General features: G+C 42.9%; 13 protein-coding genes and 1 riboswitch. Of the genes, 7 read left to right on the top strand and 6 right to left on the bottom strand.

Going from position 1 to position 15,162, the window contains the following annotated elements; translation table 11 throughout:
- The first annotated feature begins 25 nt into the window (after positions 1-25).
- Positions 26-880, top strand: coding sequence for an envelope biogenesis factor ElyC (elyC, locus tag L1D11_RS01160; RefSeq protein ID WP_239831396.1), 855 nt, complete (start codon positions 26-28; stop codon positions 878-880).
- A gap of 102 nt (positions 881-982) precedes the next feature.
- Here the strand turns inward: elyC and torR are convergent, their stop codons facing one another.
- The gene (gene torR, locus L1D11_RS01155; protein ID WP_004737446.1) at positions 983-1,696 is read right to left on the bottom strand and encodes a two-component system response regulator TorR; all 714 of its coding nucleotides are present in this window, start codon (positions 1,694-1,696) and stop codon (positions 983-985) included.
- A gap of 256 nt (positions 1,697-1,952) precedes the next feature.
- On the opposite strand from torR, the gene torD reads away from it, so the two are divergent.
- From torD to L1D11_RS01130, 5 genes are all read left to right on the top strand, one after another.
- Positions 1,953-2,600, top strand: coding sequence for a molecular chaperone TorD (torD, locus tag L1D11_RS01150; RefSeq protein ID WP_239831395.1), 648 nt, complete (start codon positions 1,953-1,955; stop codon positions 2,598-2,600).
- A gap of 316 nt (positions 2,601-2,916) precedes the next feature.
- A complete protein-coding gene (purR, locus tag L1D11_RS01145; protein ID WP_239831394.1) occupies positions 2,917-3,921 on the top strand; it encodes an HTH-type transcriptional repressor PurR in 1,005 nt (334 codons plus the stop codon).
- A 169-nt stretch (positions 3,922-4,090) separates the two neighbouring features.
- Positions 4,091-4,176, top strand: a riboswitch (cyclic di-GMP riboswitch).
- 127 nt (positions 4,177-4,303) lie between these two features.
- A complete protein-coding gene (locus L1D11_RS01140; protein ID WP_239831393.1) occupies positions 4,304-4,894 on the top strand; it encodes a TfoX/Sxy family DNA transformation protein in 591 nt (196 codons plus the stop codon).
- A gap of 132 nt (positions 4,895-5,026) precedes the next feature.
- Entirely contained in the window at positions 5,027-5,707 is a 681-nt protein-coding gene (locus tag L1D11_RS01135) for a TVP38/TMEM64 family protein (protein ID WP_239831392.1), read from the top strand.
- A 47-nt stretch (positions 5,708-5,754) separates the two neighbouring features.
- Positions 5,755-6,072 carry a DUF2007 domain-containing protein gene (locus L1D11_RS01130; protein ID WP_239831391.1) on the top strand — a complete coding sequence of 106 codons (318 nt, stop codon included), beginning with the start codon at positions 5,755-5,757 and terminating at the stop codon, positions 6,070-6,072.
- A 124-nt stretch (positions 6,073-6,196) separates the two neighbouring features.
- Here the strand turns inward: L1D11_RS01130 and L1D11_RS01125 are convergent, their stop codons facing one another.
- The 4 genes from L1D11_RS01125 to topA all read right to left on the bottom strand — a co-directional run bounded on the left by L1D11_RS01125 (position 6,197) and on the right by topA (position 13,105).
- Positions 6,197-6,994 carry an alpha/beta hydrolase gene (locus tag L1D11_RS01125; protein WP_239831390.1) on the bottom strand — a complete coding sequence of 266 codons (798 nt, stop codon included), beginning with the start codon at positions 6,992-6,994 and terminating at the stop codon, positions 6,197-6,199.
- A gap of 279 nt (positions 6,995-7,273) precedes the next feature.
- A complete protein-coding gene (gene glgA, locus L1D11_RS01120; RefSeq protein ID WP_239831389.1) occupies positions 7,274-8,731 on the bottom strand; it encodes a glycogen synthase GlgA in 1,458 nt (485 codons plus the stop codon).
- Entirely contained in the window at positions 8,721-9,950 is a 1,230-nt protein-coding gene (gene glgC, locus L1D11_RS01115; protein ID WP_275665839.1) for a glucose-1-phosphate adenylyltransferase, read from the bottom strand. Before glgC ends, glgA begins: the two co-directional genes overlap by 11 nt.
- Positions 9,951-10,474: 524 nt before the next feature.
- The gene (topA, locus tag L1D11_RS01110) at positions 10,475-13,105 is read right to left on the bottom strand and encodes a type I DNA topoisomerase (protein ID WP_239831387.1); all 2,631 of its coding nucleotides are present in this window, start codon (positions 13,103-13,105) and stop codon (positions 10,475-10,477) included.
- A 439-nt stretch (positions 13,106-13,544) separates the two neighbouring features.
- On the opposite strand from topA, the gene L1D11_RS01105 reads away from it, so the two are divergent.
- Positions 13,545-13,790, top strand: a complete 246-nt coding sequence (locus L1D11_RS01105; RefSeq protein ID WP_004737436.1) for a YciN family protein — start codon at positions 13,545-13,547, stop codon at positions 13,788-13,790.
- Between the two features lie 61 nt (positions 13,791-13,851).
- Here L1D11_RS01105 and aroA read toward each other — a convergent pair whose 3' ends face one another.
- The gene (gene aroA / locus L1D11_RS01100; RefSeq protein ID WP_239831386.1) at positions 13,852-15,132 is read right to left on the bottom strand and encodes a 3-phosphoshikimate 1-carboxyvinyltransferase; all 1,281 of its coding nucleotides are present in this window, start codon (positions 15,130-15,132) and stop codon (positions 13,852-13,854) included.
- Between the last annotated feature and the right edge of the window lie 30 nt (positions 15,133-15,162).

Below are 15,162 nucleotides of genomic sequence, written 5' to 3'. Positions count from 1 at the left end.
TGATGTTTTTTCGGACTATTCGGATATGTTTGAGCTGAAAAAAGTAGTGTCTTCATTACTGATGCCACTACCAGCAATGTTAATTCTCGCATTTCTGGGCTTAGCCCTAGTGATGTTTACTACTAAAAGGAAGACTGGTTGCTTAATTACCCTCTCGGCCCTCTGTGGTATTTTCTTAATTGCTTTCCAACCAGTATCTAGTCAACTATTAATGCCCATGGAAAGGCAGCACACTGCATTTTTACCAGTCGACGAGACTGTCGATTACGTGATGGTTCTCGGTCATGCGCATGTCGTAGACGACCAAATTCCGCCGACTTCAGAACTTAGCCGCACAAGTTTAATGCGTTTAAGCGAAGGGATTCGTATTCTACGTCTTTACCCTGGTGCAAAACTCATTTTGTCTGGCTATGGCGCAGGCACTGAAGTAAGTAACGCAAGAATGATGGCTAAAGTTGCATTAGCACTTGGTGTGGCAAAGCCTGACATTATTTTGCTGGAAACAGCCAAAGATACGTGGGAAGAAGCTCGCCAAGCAGCAGCGTTCGTGAAAAACAAGAAAATGGTATTGGTGACTTCAGCAAGCCACATGACACGTGCTCTAAACGAATTTAATGCAGCAGGCATGAAACCATTGCCAGCGCCAACCAACTACCTTGCTCAAGACGGCATAGTAGAGCCTTGGAACAAATACATGCCTAAAGCGATTTATCTTGAACAGACAGAACGTTACTGGCACGAGACGCTAGGATTAGTTTGGCAAAGCCTACGCGACTGGTTAGACACCAGTAGCGATGTTGCCGAAGAGCCAATAGTAGTACCTGAAGCATCTAGCTTAGCTGAAGACGACAACTCCGTTTCTGCAGCACTGCCTCAATAGGCAAATGACACAAAATACTAAATAATAAAAAAGCCGAGTCATTAATGATGTCTCGGCTTTTTAACACTCAATATTCTAGCGAACTAATATGCCCCGCAAGAATTAGTCACCAGCAAACATGTAACCTTCGCCGTGCACCGTCACAAAAATTTGTGGGTTCTTAGGGTCGAACTCCATTTTTGCGCGCATGCGACGAATCAGTACATCAATAGTACGATCATTCGGCGCGTCAACACGGTGGCTGATCATATTAAGAATACGTTCGCGGCTTAATACCTGATTAGGATAAGAAGACAGTGCAACTAATAATTCATATTCTGCTTTCGTCAGTTTTACTGGTTCGCCGTTTTTGCTTAACGCACGACGAGGGATATCAAATGTCCACTCGCCAAAACGAACCACTGACTCATCTTGTGACTCTTCAGCCTCGCCTGCTGTCGTTTTACGAGCAGCAGAAATACGCCAAAGTAGATTTTTAACTCGAACTAATAACTCGCGAAGTTCGAAAGGTTTAGTAACGTAATCGTCAGCGCCCATTTCAAGGCCAACAATCTTGTCGATGCTATCCGTGCGTCCAGTAACTAAAATAATTCCAATGTCTGATTGACTGCGTAATTCGCGAGTTAGCATCAATCCATCTTCGCCTGGTAAGTTGATGTCTAGCATAATGAGGTCAACGTTGTTTTCTTCTAACACGCTTCTCATTTGAGCACCGCTCTCGGCCTCGCTAACTGTGTAACCTTCGTTCTGGAAATAACCAACCAGTTTACTACGGGTCACCACATCATCTTCTACGACTAATACGTGATAGCTCATCTACACCACTTTTCTTATTTAATAGTTTCGGTGACTATTCTATTCATAACTAGTAACAATTCTAGTGGTACTGAAGATAAATGCCAGAAACATGGATTTTTTTTGATACAAGACAATCTTAAACCTTGCTATTTGTCGTCTAGCACAATTCAATATAGGCATTACTACTAACGAGTAACTTTGCATTTGGCAAATAACCTCGTCATCAGCCTTGGTGTGCGAAAAGACACCACAAGACTAAATCAGGATCTATGTAATGAAAGATACGAAAGCGTTCAATGAGCAAAGAGCAGAAATTTACTGGTGGCTATCCAGCTTATTCGCCAAAGAACTCACTCAAGACGAACTTGACCACTACCATTCTGTTGAAATTCGTTCTTTCTTAACTGGTTTAGGCGAAAATGAAACTCTAAAGCCTGCTATTGATAAGTTGGTTGATGCACTGAACCGCCTACAAACTCGCGAAGATGCTCAACTAGAACTGTCCGCTGACTTTTGCGACCTTTTCCTAAAGACAGATAAGCATGGCGCCCTTCCTTATGCATCAATGTACATCGGGGAAACTGGCCTATTAAACGATAAGCCAGCGAAAGAGATGGAAGAGATCATGGCTGAGCACAACTTAGTGGTTAACCAAGATCTAAAAGAACCAGCAGACCACATCGCTATCGAGCTCGACTTCCTAGGCAACTTAATCATTCGATCTAATGAAACAGAATCAGAAGAAGAGTTAGAAAAATCCTTCGAAGTTCAGCAACAATTTATCGAACAACAGCTATTAACTTGGATCCCGAAATTCAACGTTAAGTGTCACGATGTTGATGAATTCGGTTTCTACGCTGCTGTCTCTTCTCTGCTAAGGGCTTTCTGTCAATTAGATGCTCAATATTTAGCTGGTGAATAAGCTTAATTGATGACTAGGTAAATAAATTCCGTAGAATGTGACAATTCACCCGGATTTCTGGGTGAATTGTATTGCGAGTATCTTCTAGTCAGTCTAGAATTGTGAGCGCAAACGATAAAATATGAAACATTCACGAAATGCTATGCTTATTAAGTTCAGAGCATTTCGGTGTTAAAACAAGCCGCTCACTAGCGGTTTTTTGTTTTTTAACACCTTAGTACCCAAAGAGCCCTACAAATTTAAGCTCTTAGTTAGGTAGCTTAACGGCTACTTCACTCCGTACTTTGGGGAAAGTAGCTTCTAATAGGATAAAACCATGGCCACTATAAAAGATGTCGCTCGCTTAGCAGGCGTATCAACCACAACCGTTTCTCACGTAATCAACAAAACACGTTTTGTTGCAGAAGCGACTCAAGAAAAAGTAAATAAAGCGGTAGACGAATTAAACTATGCACCAAGTGCTGTTGCTCGTAGTTTGAAGTGTAATTCAACACGAACCATCGGCATGCTAGTGACTCAATCAACAAACCTATTCTTCTCTGAAGTTATCGATGGTGTTGAGAGCTACTGCTACCGTCAAGGCTACACTTTGATCCTGTGTAACACTGGTGGTATCTATGAGAAGCAACGTGACTACATTCGAATGCTTGCAGAGAAACGTGTAGATGGCATCTTAGTTATGTGTTCAGACCTAACTGAAGAACTTAGAGAGATGTTAGACCGTCACGCTGACATCCCTAAAGTAGTCATGGACTGGGGCCCTGAGAGTTCTCAAGCAGATAAGATCATTGATAACTCCGAAGAAGGCGGCTACCTAGCAACTAAATACCTAATCGACCGCGGTCACTCAAAGATTGCTTGTTTAAGTGGCCACTTAGACAAAGCTGCCTGTGTTGAACGTATCGCTGGTTACAAGCGCGCTTTAGAAGAAGCAAACATCACTGCAAATGACGACATGATCATTGAAGGTAACTTCGAATGTGATACAGCTGTACTTGCCGCAGACAAAATTGTTGAGATGAAAGGGCGCCCTACAGCAGTGTTCTGCTTTAACGATACCATGGCGCTCGGCTTAATGAGTCGCTTACAGCAGAAAGGCATCCGTATTCCAGAGGATATCTCAATCATTGGCTACGATAACATCGAATTGGCTGAGTACTTCTCTCCACCATTAACCACCGTTCACCAACCGAAACGTCGTGTCGGTAAGAACGCCTTCGAAATTCTGCTTGAACGCATTAAAGACAAAGACCATGAAAAACGCGTCTTCGAAATGCACCCAGAAATTGTTGAGCGTAGTACAGTTAAACCGTTAAATTAACTGATAAATTGAGTTTATTTTCATCAAGCGCACCTTTGGGAGCGCTTTTTTATCAGCAGATAAAATAAACCTAGTTTCATATGGTAAAGATCATTAATTGAAGCAATGTCACACTTTAAAATAACAAGTGTGAGCCTCATTCAACAAAAACTTTATTCTATTCAATCAGTCACGCACAGGGCAAATCACTTGAAAAGGTGAGACGCAAAGCTTCCGGCCTAAACCACTCGTTGGTATGGTAGCGGAGTTACCGATGGCAAAATGCAGTAACTACTAATAATTTAGTAATTTACGGCTTATTGACAATGTAATTGCAACATTTTGCTAATCTCTCGGACCTGCTTATTTGGTGGCGTAGTTCAAATACACCGAGATAAATAACATGGATAAACCGATACTAAAGGACTCAATGAAGTTATTTGAGCCCCTAGGAAAAATAAAATCACGCTCAATGTTTGGTGGATTCGGTCTTTTTGCTGATGACACGATGTTTGCTCTGGTTGTTAATGACCAGTTGCACATACGAGCAGACAAATGCACAACAAAACAGTTCGAGCAACAAGGGTTTCAACCGTACGTCTACAAAAAACGTGGTTTCCCTGTCGTAACTAAATACTTCGCTTTACCAGAAGGCCTGTGGCAAGAGCAAGAGAAAATCTTGCAACTTGCGACTACGTCTCTGGGCTTTGCAAAAGAAGAGAAAGCTGAACAGTCCGCTGCTAAGCCTACTCGACTAAAAGACCTCCCTAATCTTCGACTTGCCACTGAGCGCATGTTGAAGAAAGCTGGGATTGATTCCGTAGAGCGTTTATATGAATCTGGCTCTGTAAACGCATTTAACGCCATCAAGGAATCTCATACGTCCTCTGTCAGTATTGAACTGCTTTGGGCATTAGAAGGAGCGATCAATGGCACCCATTGGTCGGTTATCCCACAGCAACGTCGCGAAGAGCTTATCAGTCGCGTCAATTAACATTGTCAGTACACTCTTTTTTATACAACTAAGCCGCATTTCTGCGGCTTTTTTATATCTTATGAAAGTTAATCTATGCTTCGCCTGTCTATCTATACTAATGGTATACATTGAAAATTTGAGGAAGTATCAATGAGTAAGAAAATGATATTGGGTATTGTGCTAGTCGTGACGATTGTTTTATTAGGCATCAACTTTGGTCAATACCTCACGCTGGAAAACGCCAAAGCTCAACAAGCCTTGTTAAACGACTATATAGAAAGTAACTTTATTGTAGCTGCGGCGACTTACTTCATCGCGTATGTATTGATCACCGCCTTCTCTATTCCAGGGGCTGCGGTTGTGACACTACTTGGCGCTGCTCTATTTGGATTTTGGAACAGCTTACTTTTGGTTTCTTTCGCCAGTGCGATCGGCGCAACTCTTGCCTTTTTAAGTAGCCGCTACCTGCTACGTGACTGGATACAAACTAAGTTTGGCGACAAACTGTCTACGATTAATAAAGGTGTAGAAAAAGACGGTGCATTTTACTTGTTCTCTTTGCGCCTTATCCCTGTATTCCCGTTTTTCGTTATCAACCTTCTAATGGGCTTGACGCCAATGTCTGTGACTCGCTACTACGTAACAAGTCAAATCGGCATGCTGCCGGGTACTGCTGTATTCTTAAATGCTGGTACTCAACTCGCAGAAATTGATTCGCTTTCGGGCATCGTTTCACCTTCTGTACTATTGTCATTTGCATTACTGGGCGTATTCCCAATTATCGCCAAATGGTTGATGAGTAAGTTTCGTTCAGCGCCTGTCGCTGAATAATTTATAATAGCTAAATAACACAGATAGCCGAATAAGGTTCAATTTTAATGAAAATCTTCAGTGCATCGAATCCGACAGAAGCTCACATCATCTGCGGATTGCTAGAAAGTGAAAATATCGCGTGTGAAGTCCGTGGTGAAGGTTTATTTGGTTTAAAAGGGGAAATTCCATTTACTGAAGAAACTGACCCTTACATATGGTTATATGAGCCAGAATTGGCCAGTAAAGCTCGTGCTATTGTCAACGACTATCAGAAACAGCATGATTCTATCATCTATGAAGAGTGGCGCTGCGGTGAATGTCACGAAGTGAACGAAGCGCAATTTGGGTCATGTTGGCAGTGCGGCGCCGCCTCTCAAAAATAACAGCTTTAAATAGAGTATCGGTCACTTCACCACTTACCTCCTCCCCAAAAAACGGGAAGCTAAAAGTGGCTTCCCGTTTCTATTTCATTCTATTCAAGTAACTGTTCTGATAATGCCCTAATAATCACTGAATTTGCTTTTGAATAAAAGCGATAGATTGTTGATTGAATTCTTCAGGATTTTCAACATTACACACATGACCACAGTTAGCAATTTCGACCAGTTCACTCGACTCATGCGCCTCAACCATCTCTTTAACGGGCTTGATGAACATGTAATCACGCTCTCCCATCAAGTAGAGGGTTGGAATTGGCAATTCGCGGTCTTTGAAGTACTTCATTAGAGGGTTCACATCAGCAGTTAATATAAACCAACGCTTAAACTCTTTTTGACACAGTTTTTTAGCTTCACGGATAAACAGGTGACGGGACTCTTTTTGGCTTTTTTGTGGCATTACGATGTAAGCAAAAAGGCTATAAAGCCACATGTAAGGAATGATGTGTTTGCTTAGGTTTCCAAGTTTAACTAATACCTGAGAGCGAGTATTAAGTTTAGTAACCGCACCACCTAATACCATTGAACGAACACGCCCTGTGGCTAGCTCTGCAATATTACGGACGATGATAGTCCCTAAGGACATACCAACGAAATGCGCTGAACGAATTTTTAGATGATCGAGCACTTTAAGGATATCGAGAGTAACCGCTTTAAACGTGTAACGATTCGACATCAGATCTTTAAGGATATTGTCTGATTTACCGTGCCCTCTCAGATCAATGAGAAGTAAATTGAAATGTTGTTTATACGCCTTGATCTGCTTGAACCAGATTGAGGAGCTACCTCCAGCGCCATGCACAAATACCACCCACTCATCGCTCGTAGGGTGAGTAAATGTTTTATGAAATAGTAAACTCTCAGACATACCTATCGCTTTAATTATTAATATGGAGCTATGCCTCATCACAAGGCGATGACTAAGGATATCACGCAATCGAGAAGATTCGGTGATAATAGTGTCAAACCTATAATTAGCCTCGTGAATACCTTAACTACCTTTTCTACCGAACTACAATGAGTTTGCAAGCTTTGTCTTAATATACTCGATGTGCTCGGACCAGAAAACAAAAGGCGCCCTATTCTCAGAGCGCCTTGTGTGATTTCATTTTATCTACTTTGCTTATTTGGGTATCTAGTTAAACTGCTACTTCATAGCAGAGTGATACATTGCTAAATACTCTTTTGCAGCATCTTCCCAACTAAAATCTTTCTGCATTGCATAAAGCTGAACACGCTTAATTTCAGATGGGTTTTGTGCGTAAAGCAACAACGAACGATGTAGGACGGCCAACAAAGCCTGCGGAGTCGGCTCTTCAAAAGCAAAGCCGGTTGCAGCCTTTGGATCCTCGTCATAATCATTAACACTGTCTTTTAGACCACCGACAGAGCGAACGATAGGTAAGGTGCCATAAGCCATACTGTAGATCTGGTTTAAACCACAAGGTTCAAACTCAGAAGGCATCAAGAAAAAGTCAGAACCCGCTTCAACTAGATGCGCTAACTCATTGTTGTATGCCTCTACAAAAGAGAATTTTTCTGAATGCAGCGCTGATAGCTCTTTAAGCTGGCTCGCTAAAACAGGGTCACCCGTACCTACAATCACAATCTGAAGATCGTTCTTCAAGAATTGCTCAATGATAGGCAACAAGTAGTGAACGCCTTTTTGGTTCGTTAAACGACAAACCATCCCATACACAGCACAATCGATAACCGGCAAGCCGACGTCTTGTTGCAGTTTCTGCTTACACGCTGACTTTCCACGCGCCATACTATGTTTGGTCGCTTTGTATTTGCGAGGAATGAAGGCGTCCGTTTCTGGATTCCAAGCACCGTAGTCACAACCATTTAGGATTCCGACTAAGTCTGAAGCTCTAAGTTGAAACTCAGCCGCCATACCATGACTACCAAGCTCTGTTTTTAACTCTTCCGCATACGTTGGGCTAACTGCGTTCACTTTATCTGCGCATAAGACACCAGCTTTAAGCATAGTCACGTGCGTATCACTGACCGCGGCTTCCGGAACATTACGACTGTGCATTTCAGGAAGACATTGCAGCTCGTCATATGAGAATACGCCTTTGAACACCGCGTTGTGGATTGAAATTACACTGCGCGTGTTCTCAAAGAAGTCATGCTGTTGGTAACGAGATTTAAGCAAGAAAGGGACAAAACCTGTATGCCAATCGTTTGTATGAATAATATCTGGTTGGAAACCAAGCTTAGGAAGCATATCCAAACATGCTGCACTGAAAAACGAAAAGCGTTCGCCATTATCAGCGTACGCCTGATTATTTTCAGCGTACATTTCTGGACGGTCGAAGTATTTAGCACATTCAATACCAAATACTTGTACGCCTTCAACGCTTAACTTCTTAACTTGATAAGCCGTGTGCGGCCAATGATCGAGCTCTGTCAATAGAACAACTTCTGCAGAATCAATATTTGGGATATTGCGGTAAGCGGGGATGGTCACTCGAACGTCCTGTTCGAGTGTTTGTAACGCTTTAGGCAGTGCCTTGGCTACATCAGCCAAGCCACCGCTTTTAATCAAGCCTTCAACTTCAGACGCTACAAAAAGTACCGAGAGAGTCTTAGTAACCAACTCGTGCTCCTTTAGGGATTACTACTACACCATCGTCAGAGACGTGGTAATGCTTTTTGTCTTCTTTCAGGTTTACACCAATCTGTGTACCCGGTGCGATGTCTGCATCTTTATCGACGATAACACGACGAAGTACACAGCCCTCTCCCACTTTTACGTCGCCCAATAAGATACTCTCACTGATATCACATGCTGATGCGATGTTGCTACGGAAGCCAAGTACACACTTCTCGATACGAGAACCACGAACATAACTACCATTACACACTAAGCTATCGATGATTTGAACACGACCATTAGCCGAGTCTGTAAACGTCGCAGGTGGTAATGGTGGGTAGTAAGTGTGCAGTGGCCACTTGCGGTTGTATAGTGAGAATGGCGCATCTTTCTCAAGAAGATCCATGTGCGCTTGCCAGTACGCGTCAATCGTACCTACATCACGCCAGTAAACTTCTTCTTTCTCGCCAGTAATGCGGTTGGTGCTGAAGTCATAAACAAACACATCACCACGTGGGAACATGTTCGGAATGATATCTTTTCCGAAGTCGTGAGTTGAGTCTTCTATATCTGCATCTTCAACCAGCTCTGCAAAAAGCTCGTTTGCTTCAAATACGTAGTTACCCATAGAAACTAGCGCTGATTCAGGATCTCCCGGAATTGCTTTAGGGTTTGCGGGCTTCTCTTCAAAACCAATCATGCGACCTTCTGCATCCACTTCAATAACACCAAACTCAGAGGCTTCAGCAAGAGGCATACGCAATGCTGATACCGTTAGTGCAGCTTTCTTTTCTTTGTGGAAATCTAGCATCTGCTTGATATCCATTTTGTAAATATGGTCTGAACCAAAGATACAAACTTGATCCGGCTCTTCTAGCTGCATGAAACGAAGGTTTTGATAAATCGCATCTGCAGTTCCTTCATACCAACGCTTGCCTGTACGCATTTGCGCAGGGATTGGGTCGATAAAACGATCTGTTATACCACTGATATTCCAGCCTTTTTTCATATGATGGAACAGTGATTGTGACTTGAACTGCGTTAACACATAGATCTTCATTAGATCCGCGTTTACGAAATTATTCAAAGCGAAATCAATTAGGCGGTAACTACCACCGAAAGGAACCGAGGGTTTGCTGCGAGATTCAGTTAAAGGTCTTAAGCGAGAGCCTTCACCACCAGCAAGAATCATTCCCAATACACCAGCCATTTTATTCTCCATATATTTATAGCTTGTCGATGTCAGTGCTCGTAGAGGATCTTCCTCTGGGGGATGAGCACTAACAATGTTTTCGGTACTTAGCGAATATCCATTCACATACAGTAACAGTATCCTAAGCCAAACGTTGTTATGTGTGCACTATTCTTTGCACTTGGTTTTATATACGTTATCGACTTTCCTGCCGATTTCAATTTTTAATACGCCATTCTGTGCTAAGTAAGCTGATTGCTTTCCTAAGACTTAAAGCAGCTCACATTACACCGTCTAAGCGAAACATTACATTAACACTCGACACACATCGGGTATACAACTAAATGCTGATCTGTGAGTTACAATATTCTAATTAAGTTACACATTCGTTACAGTTACATAAGATGCTGTGATTAATACATAGATTTATTTTGCGATGTGAAATTAATAAATACCTAAACGCGAGATTGAATCTCAACATGTTGCATAAATAATCATATTTGAGTCGAAAAAAAAGCAACCAATTGGCTGCTTTTTATATCAATAACGTTCAGTTACTTCTCTTTAGGCTTTTTACGCTTGTCCGTTACTTCCCATTTACCGTCAATGTACAAAGCGGTCCAACCGGATGGCTTTCCATCCACTTCAGTACGAACATAGTTCTCTTTTGTCTTACGACTAAAGCGAACCACTGTCGGCTTACCGTCTGGATCAGCTACAGGTGCTGTCGTCAGGTATTGGAATTTAGGTGAGATGCGGTCTTTAAAACGAACCAGCTCTTCCACTAACGGTGCACGCGTTTCACGTGATTTAGGGAAGTTACTTGCTGCCATAAACAGGCCAGAAGCACCATCACGAAGCACAAAGTACGCATCTGAATTTTCACATGGAAGTTCAGGAAAATGTACTGGATCTTCTTTAGGTGGCGCAACTTCGCCGTTTTTCAGAATCTTACGAGTGTTCTTACAATCTTCACTCGTACAATCCATGTACTTACCGAAACGACCATTCTTCAGAACCATGTCAGAACCACACTTGTCACACTCAACAAGTGGGCCATCGTAGCCTTTCACTTTGAATTCGCCGTGTTCAACCACGTAACCTTCACAGTTCGGGTTATTACCACATACGTGCATCTTGCGCTTATCATCAATCAGATAAGCATCCATTGCCGTTTCACAAATTGGGCAACGCTTTTTAGCACGAAGTGCTGCGGTTTCAACATCTTCTTCAAGAACGTTGATAATACCTTCTTCATCACCAAGGTTAATCGTTGTCTTACAACGCTCTTTTGGTGCAAGTGCATAACCAGAACACCCCAAAAATACGCCTGTCGAGGCAGTGCGAATACCCATATTACGGCCACAAGTTGGACACTCGATATCAGTTTCTACGATGTGGTTTGGCTTCATGCCGCCTGCATCTTCGTCAAGATCCGCTTTTTCCAAATCACCAGTAAAATCTTTGAAGAAGTTATCTAGCACGCCTTTCCAGCTTGCTTCGCCTTCAGCGATTTGGTCTAACTTCTGTTCCATACGAGCAGTAAAGTCGTAGTTCATTAGGTCATTGAAGCTGCCGTCTAAACGGTCGGTAACAATCTCACCCATCTTCTCAGCGTAAAAGCGACGCTGTTCAACTTTCACGTAACCACGATCTTGAATAGTAGAGATGATCGACGCGTATGTTGAAGGACGACCGATGCCACGTTTCTCAAGCTCTTTAACAAGCGCCGCTTCAGTGAAACGAGCCGGTGGCTTAGTAAAGTGTTGCTTAGGATCCAATGCAATGAGATCCAGCTTATCGCCAATTTGTACTGCTGGTAAGATCGTATCTTCGTTTTTACCCATAGGACGTTGAACACGAGTCCAGCCGTCGAATTTAAGGATACGACCTTTCGCTTTTAGTGTGTACTCTTCCGCTTTCACGCTTACTGTTGTTGAGTCGTACTGCGCAGGGGTCATTTGACACGCTACGAATTGATTCCAGATCAGCGAGTAAAGCTTGTGTGCGTCTGCGTCTACGCCATTTAAGTCTTCTGACTTAACATCAACGCTTGAGGGGCGAATCGCTTCGTGAGCCTCTTGAGCGCCCTCTTTACTGCCGTATACTAGCGCTTTAGGTGGCAGGTACTCTGCACCAAACTCAGAACCGATGTATTCACGAGCTGCTTCTACCGCTTCTGAACTCAAGTTAGTAGAGTCAGTACGCATATAAGTAATGTAGCCCGCTTCATATAGGCGCTGCGCCAACATCATGGTTTTCTTTACGCCATAACCAAGACGGGTACTCGCAGCCTGTTGAAGCGTTGAAGTAATGTACGGTGCAGACGGCTTACTCTTCGTTGGGCGGTCTTCGCGTTTACATACTTCGTATTGTGCTTTTTCAAGAACGCTCAATGCAGCTTGCGTTTGCGCTTCATTTTCAGGTTTAAACGCAACACCGTCTTTTTGTGCAACTTGAAGTCTAAAGTCTGTTTTTTCTGCTGTTTTGGTATCAGCATGCACATCCCAGAACTCTTCCGGAATAAAGGCGTTGATCTCGCGCTCACGCTCAACAAGAAGCTTTACAGCCACTGATTGAACACGGCCAGCGGATAGGCCTCGTGCTACTTTCTTCCAAAGCAGAGGGGACACCATAAAACCAACAACACGGTCCATAAAACGTCGTGCTTGCTGTGCATTTACGCCATCGATATTCAGCTCACCAGGAGTTTCAAAAGCTTGTTGAATTGCGTTCTTGGTGATTTCGTTAAACACCACTCGCTTGTATCGCTTTTCATCGCCACCGATGATCTCACGAAGGTGCCATGCGATAGCTTCTCCTTCGCGGTCCAAATCGGTTGCGAGATAAACATGGTCTGCGTTCTCAGCCAGTTTTTGCAATTCAGCAACGACTTTTTCTTTACCCGGTAATACTTGGTAATTTGCTTCCCACTCTTTATACGGGTTAATACCCATCTTTTTGATAAGAGCTTTGCGATCTTTTTCTTTCTTGATACGAGCTTTTTCTTCTGGGCTCATACCCTTTGTTGAAACTGCAGCAGCCTTTTTACCAGTACTTTGACCTGCCGTTGGTAAGTCACGTACGTGACCTACACTCGACTTAACGACAAAGTCTTTGCCAAGGTATTTATTGATGGTTTTAGCCTTGGCCGGCGACTCCACTATAACGAGCGATTTACCCATATTGACTCTAACGTCCTTAATCACGATGCTTTAGCACCAACAATTTAACTTGTGGGCTTTTACGCATGATATTCTAAATTCATTGCTTCTTTTTTTACTATTGTGCGAGATTACTAGAAGATCAACCGCTTTTTTCAAAATTGGATCTGATCGCTCGACAATTCGTCGACTCACAGATAAAAGGGTCACAATATAAAGAAGCTATAAAGTACTCGAAAAGAATACTAGCAAGGGCCTATTCATCAGGCATTAACTCTAAACGGGCTCATACTAAGCTTGTCCATGAATCGAACGCGAGCCCCATTCCATTATTTTTGCCATAAATCACAAAATAAATTGTGGATATTCGAAAAGACTCTCTTAATCGGTTGTGAAATCATTGAATTTCTAGTTCGACACCATAAACTCAACGTTATATTCAGTTATCAGAGATAAACTCATGACAAAGAAAGTAATAGCAGAATTTGATTTACTGCTTATCGCAAACCAAATTATCCAATCACATGATGACTACATTGAAGGCATGCGCGCAAACAGCGTAGTAGAGAAAGACGATGTGCTCGTCTTCAAAGGCGAATACTTCCTAGACAGCAATGGGATGCCGACAGAAAATACAACCGCAGTATTTAACATGTTTAAATACTTAGCGCACCATCTTTCAAAAGAATTTACGCTTCAGCAGTAATTAAAAAGCTTGCCATTTAGGCAAGCTTTTTTACTTCCTGAGCTTTATCAACTTAGCACTCTTATTGGCTCAGCATCTTCAGCTTGTCGAAGTAGTCAGGGAATGTCTTTGATGTGCAACCTGGATCCTTAATCGTTACAGGCGTATCACTAAGCGCGACCAACGAAAAACACATTGCCATCCGGTGATCATCGTAAGTATCAATCGCCGCATGTTTCAATTCAGCCACAGGATTAACTATGATGTAGTCTTCGCCCTCTTCTACCTCAGCACCCACTTTACGTAGTTCGGTTGCCATGGCCGCAAGACGATCGGTCTCTTTCACGCGCCAGTTGTAGACATTACGAATCGCTGTTGTGCCTTTTGCAAAGAGTGCTGTTGTTGCAATCGTCATTGCTGCATCAGGAATATGGTTATAGTCCATATCAATGCCCTTCAGCTCACCGCAACGAGAGATAACATAGTCATCACCCCATTCAATTTCAGCACCCATTTTTTCAAGTGCATCAGCAAATTGGATATCACCTTGGATACTGTTTTTACCAATACCCGTTACCTTAATCGCACCACCTTTAATCGCAGCAGCTGCCAGGAAGTAAGACGCTGAAGATGCATCGCCCTCAACAAGGAAATCACCCGGTGCTTTGTATGATTGACCCGCTGGAATGACAAACTCTTGGTAATCATTGTTTATCACGTCCACACCAAATTGTTTCATAATGTGTAGTGTGATATCGATGTATGGCTTAGAAACCAATTCACCGTCACTCATGATGGTCACTTCACCTTCAGCCAATGGTGCAGCCATCAGAAATGCAGTTAAAAATTGGCTAGAAATAGAACCGTCGATCGAAACCGTACCGCTTTTCAGACCCGTGCCTGTGATTTTCAACGGTGGGTAGTTTTCATTTTCTAAATATTCAACGTCAGCGCCAGCTTCTCGTAGAGCCGCCACTAGGTGGCCAATCGGACGCTCTTTCATGCGCGGCTCACCAGTTAGAACGTATTCACCACGACCTAAACAAAGCGCAGCCGCAAGCGGACGCATCGCAGTACCTGCGTTACCTAAGAAAAGTTCGAGTGCTTTGTCGCTTGAAAATGCACCGCCAACGCCCGTCACTTCACATACGGTTTTGTCCGCTGATAGCTGATAATCGACGCCTAACTGGGTCAGAGCATTCAACATGTGGCGAATGTCATCACTGTCTAATAAGTTAGTTAGGCGAGTCGTTCCGGTTGAAAGCGCAGCCAAAAGAAGCGCACGGTTAGAAACACTTTTAGAGCCAGGTAGGTTAACTTCCCCACTCACTTTTTGAATTGGTTGTAACGTAAGGCTTTCCATTAAATCTTTTAGTCCTTGTACCACCCGAAG

Origin of the sequence: Vibrio sp. Isolate32 (genome assembly GCF_022397955.1) — a bacterium.
Lineage (GTDB): Bacteria > Pseudomonadota > Gammaproteobacteria > Enterobacterales > Vibrionaceae > Vibrio.
This window is presented reverse-complemented; position numbering and strand designations above follow the sequence as displayed.

What these genes read in the sequence shown, in the direction of transcription:
- L1D11_RS01140 (WP_239831393.1), top strand. Translation starts at nt 4,304, where the DNA reads ATGGATAAACCGATACTAAAGGACTCAATGAAGTTATTTGAGCCCCTA.
- elyC (WP_239831396.1), top strand. Translation starts at nt 26, where the DNA reads ATGTTTGAGCTGAAAAAAGTAGTGTCTTCATTACTGATGCCACTACCA.
- torD (WP_239831395.1), top strand. Translation starts at nt 1,953, where the DNA reads ATGAAAGATACGAAAGCGTTCAATGAGCAAAGAGCAGAAATTTACTGG.
- L1D11_RS01130 (WP_239831391.1), top strand. Translation starts at nt 5,755, where the DNA reads ATGAAAATCTTCAGTGCATCGAATCCGACAGAAGCTCACATCATCTGC.
- L1D11_RS01135 (WP_239831392.1), top strand. Translation starts at nt 5,027, where the DNA reads ATGAGTAAGAAAATGATATTGGGTATTGTGCTAGTCGTGACGATTGTT.
- glgC (WP_275665839.1), bottom strand. Translation starts at nt 9,950, where the DNA reads ATGGAGAATAAAATGGCTGGTGTATTGGGAATGATTCTTGCTGGTGGT.
- topA (WP_239831387.1), bottom strand. Translation starts at nt 13,105, where the DNA reads ATGGGTAAATCGCTCGTTATAGTGGAGTCGCCGGCCAAGGCTAAAACC.
- aroA (WP_239831386.1), bottom strand. Translation starts at nt 15,132, where the DNA reads ATGGAAAGCCTTACGTTACAACCAATTCAAAAAGTGAGTGGGGAAGTT.
- torR (WP_004737446.1), bottom strand. Translation starts at nt 1,696, where the DNA reads ATGAGCTATCACGTATTAGTCGTAGAAGATGATGTGGTGACCCGTAGT.
- L1D11_RS01105 (WP_004737436.1), top strand. Translation starts at nt 13,545, where the DNA reads ATGACAAAGAAAGTAATAGCAGAATTTGATTTACTGCTTATCGCAAAC.
- purR (WP_239831394.1), top strand. Translation starts at nt 2,917, where the DNA reads ATGGCCACTATAAAAGATGTCGCTCGCTTAGCAGGCGTATCAACCACA.
- L1D11_RS01125 (WP_239831390.1), bottom strand. Translation starts at nt 6,994, where the DNA reads ATGTCTGAGAGTTTACTATTTCATAAAACATTTACTCACCCTACGAGC.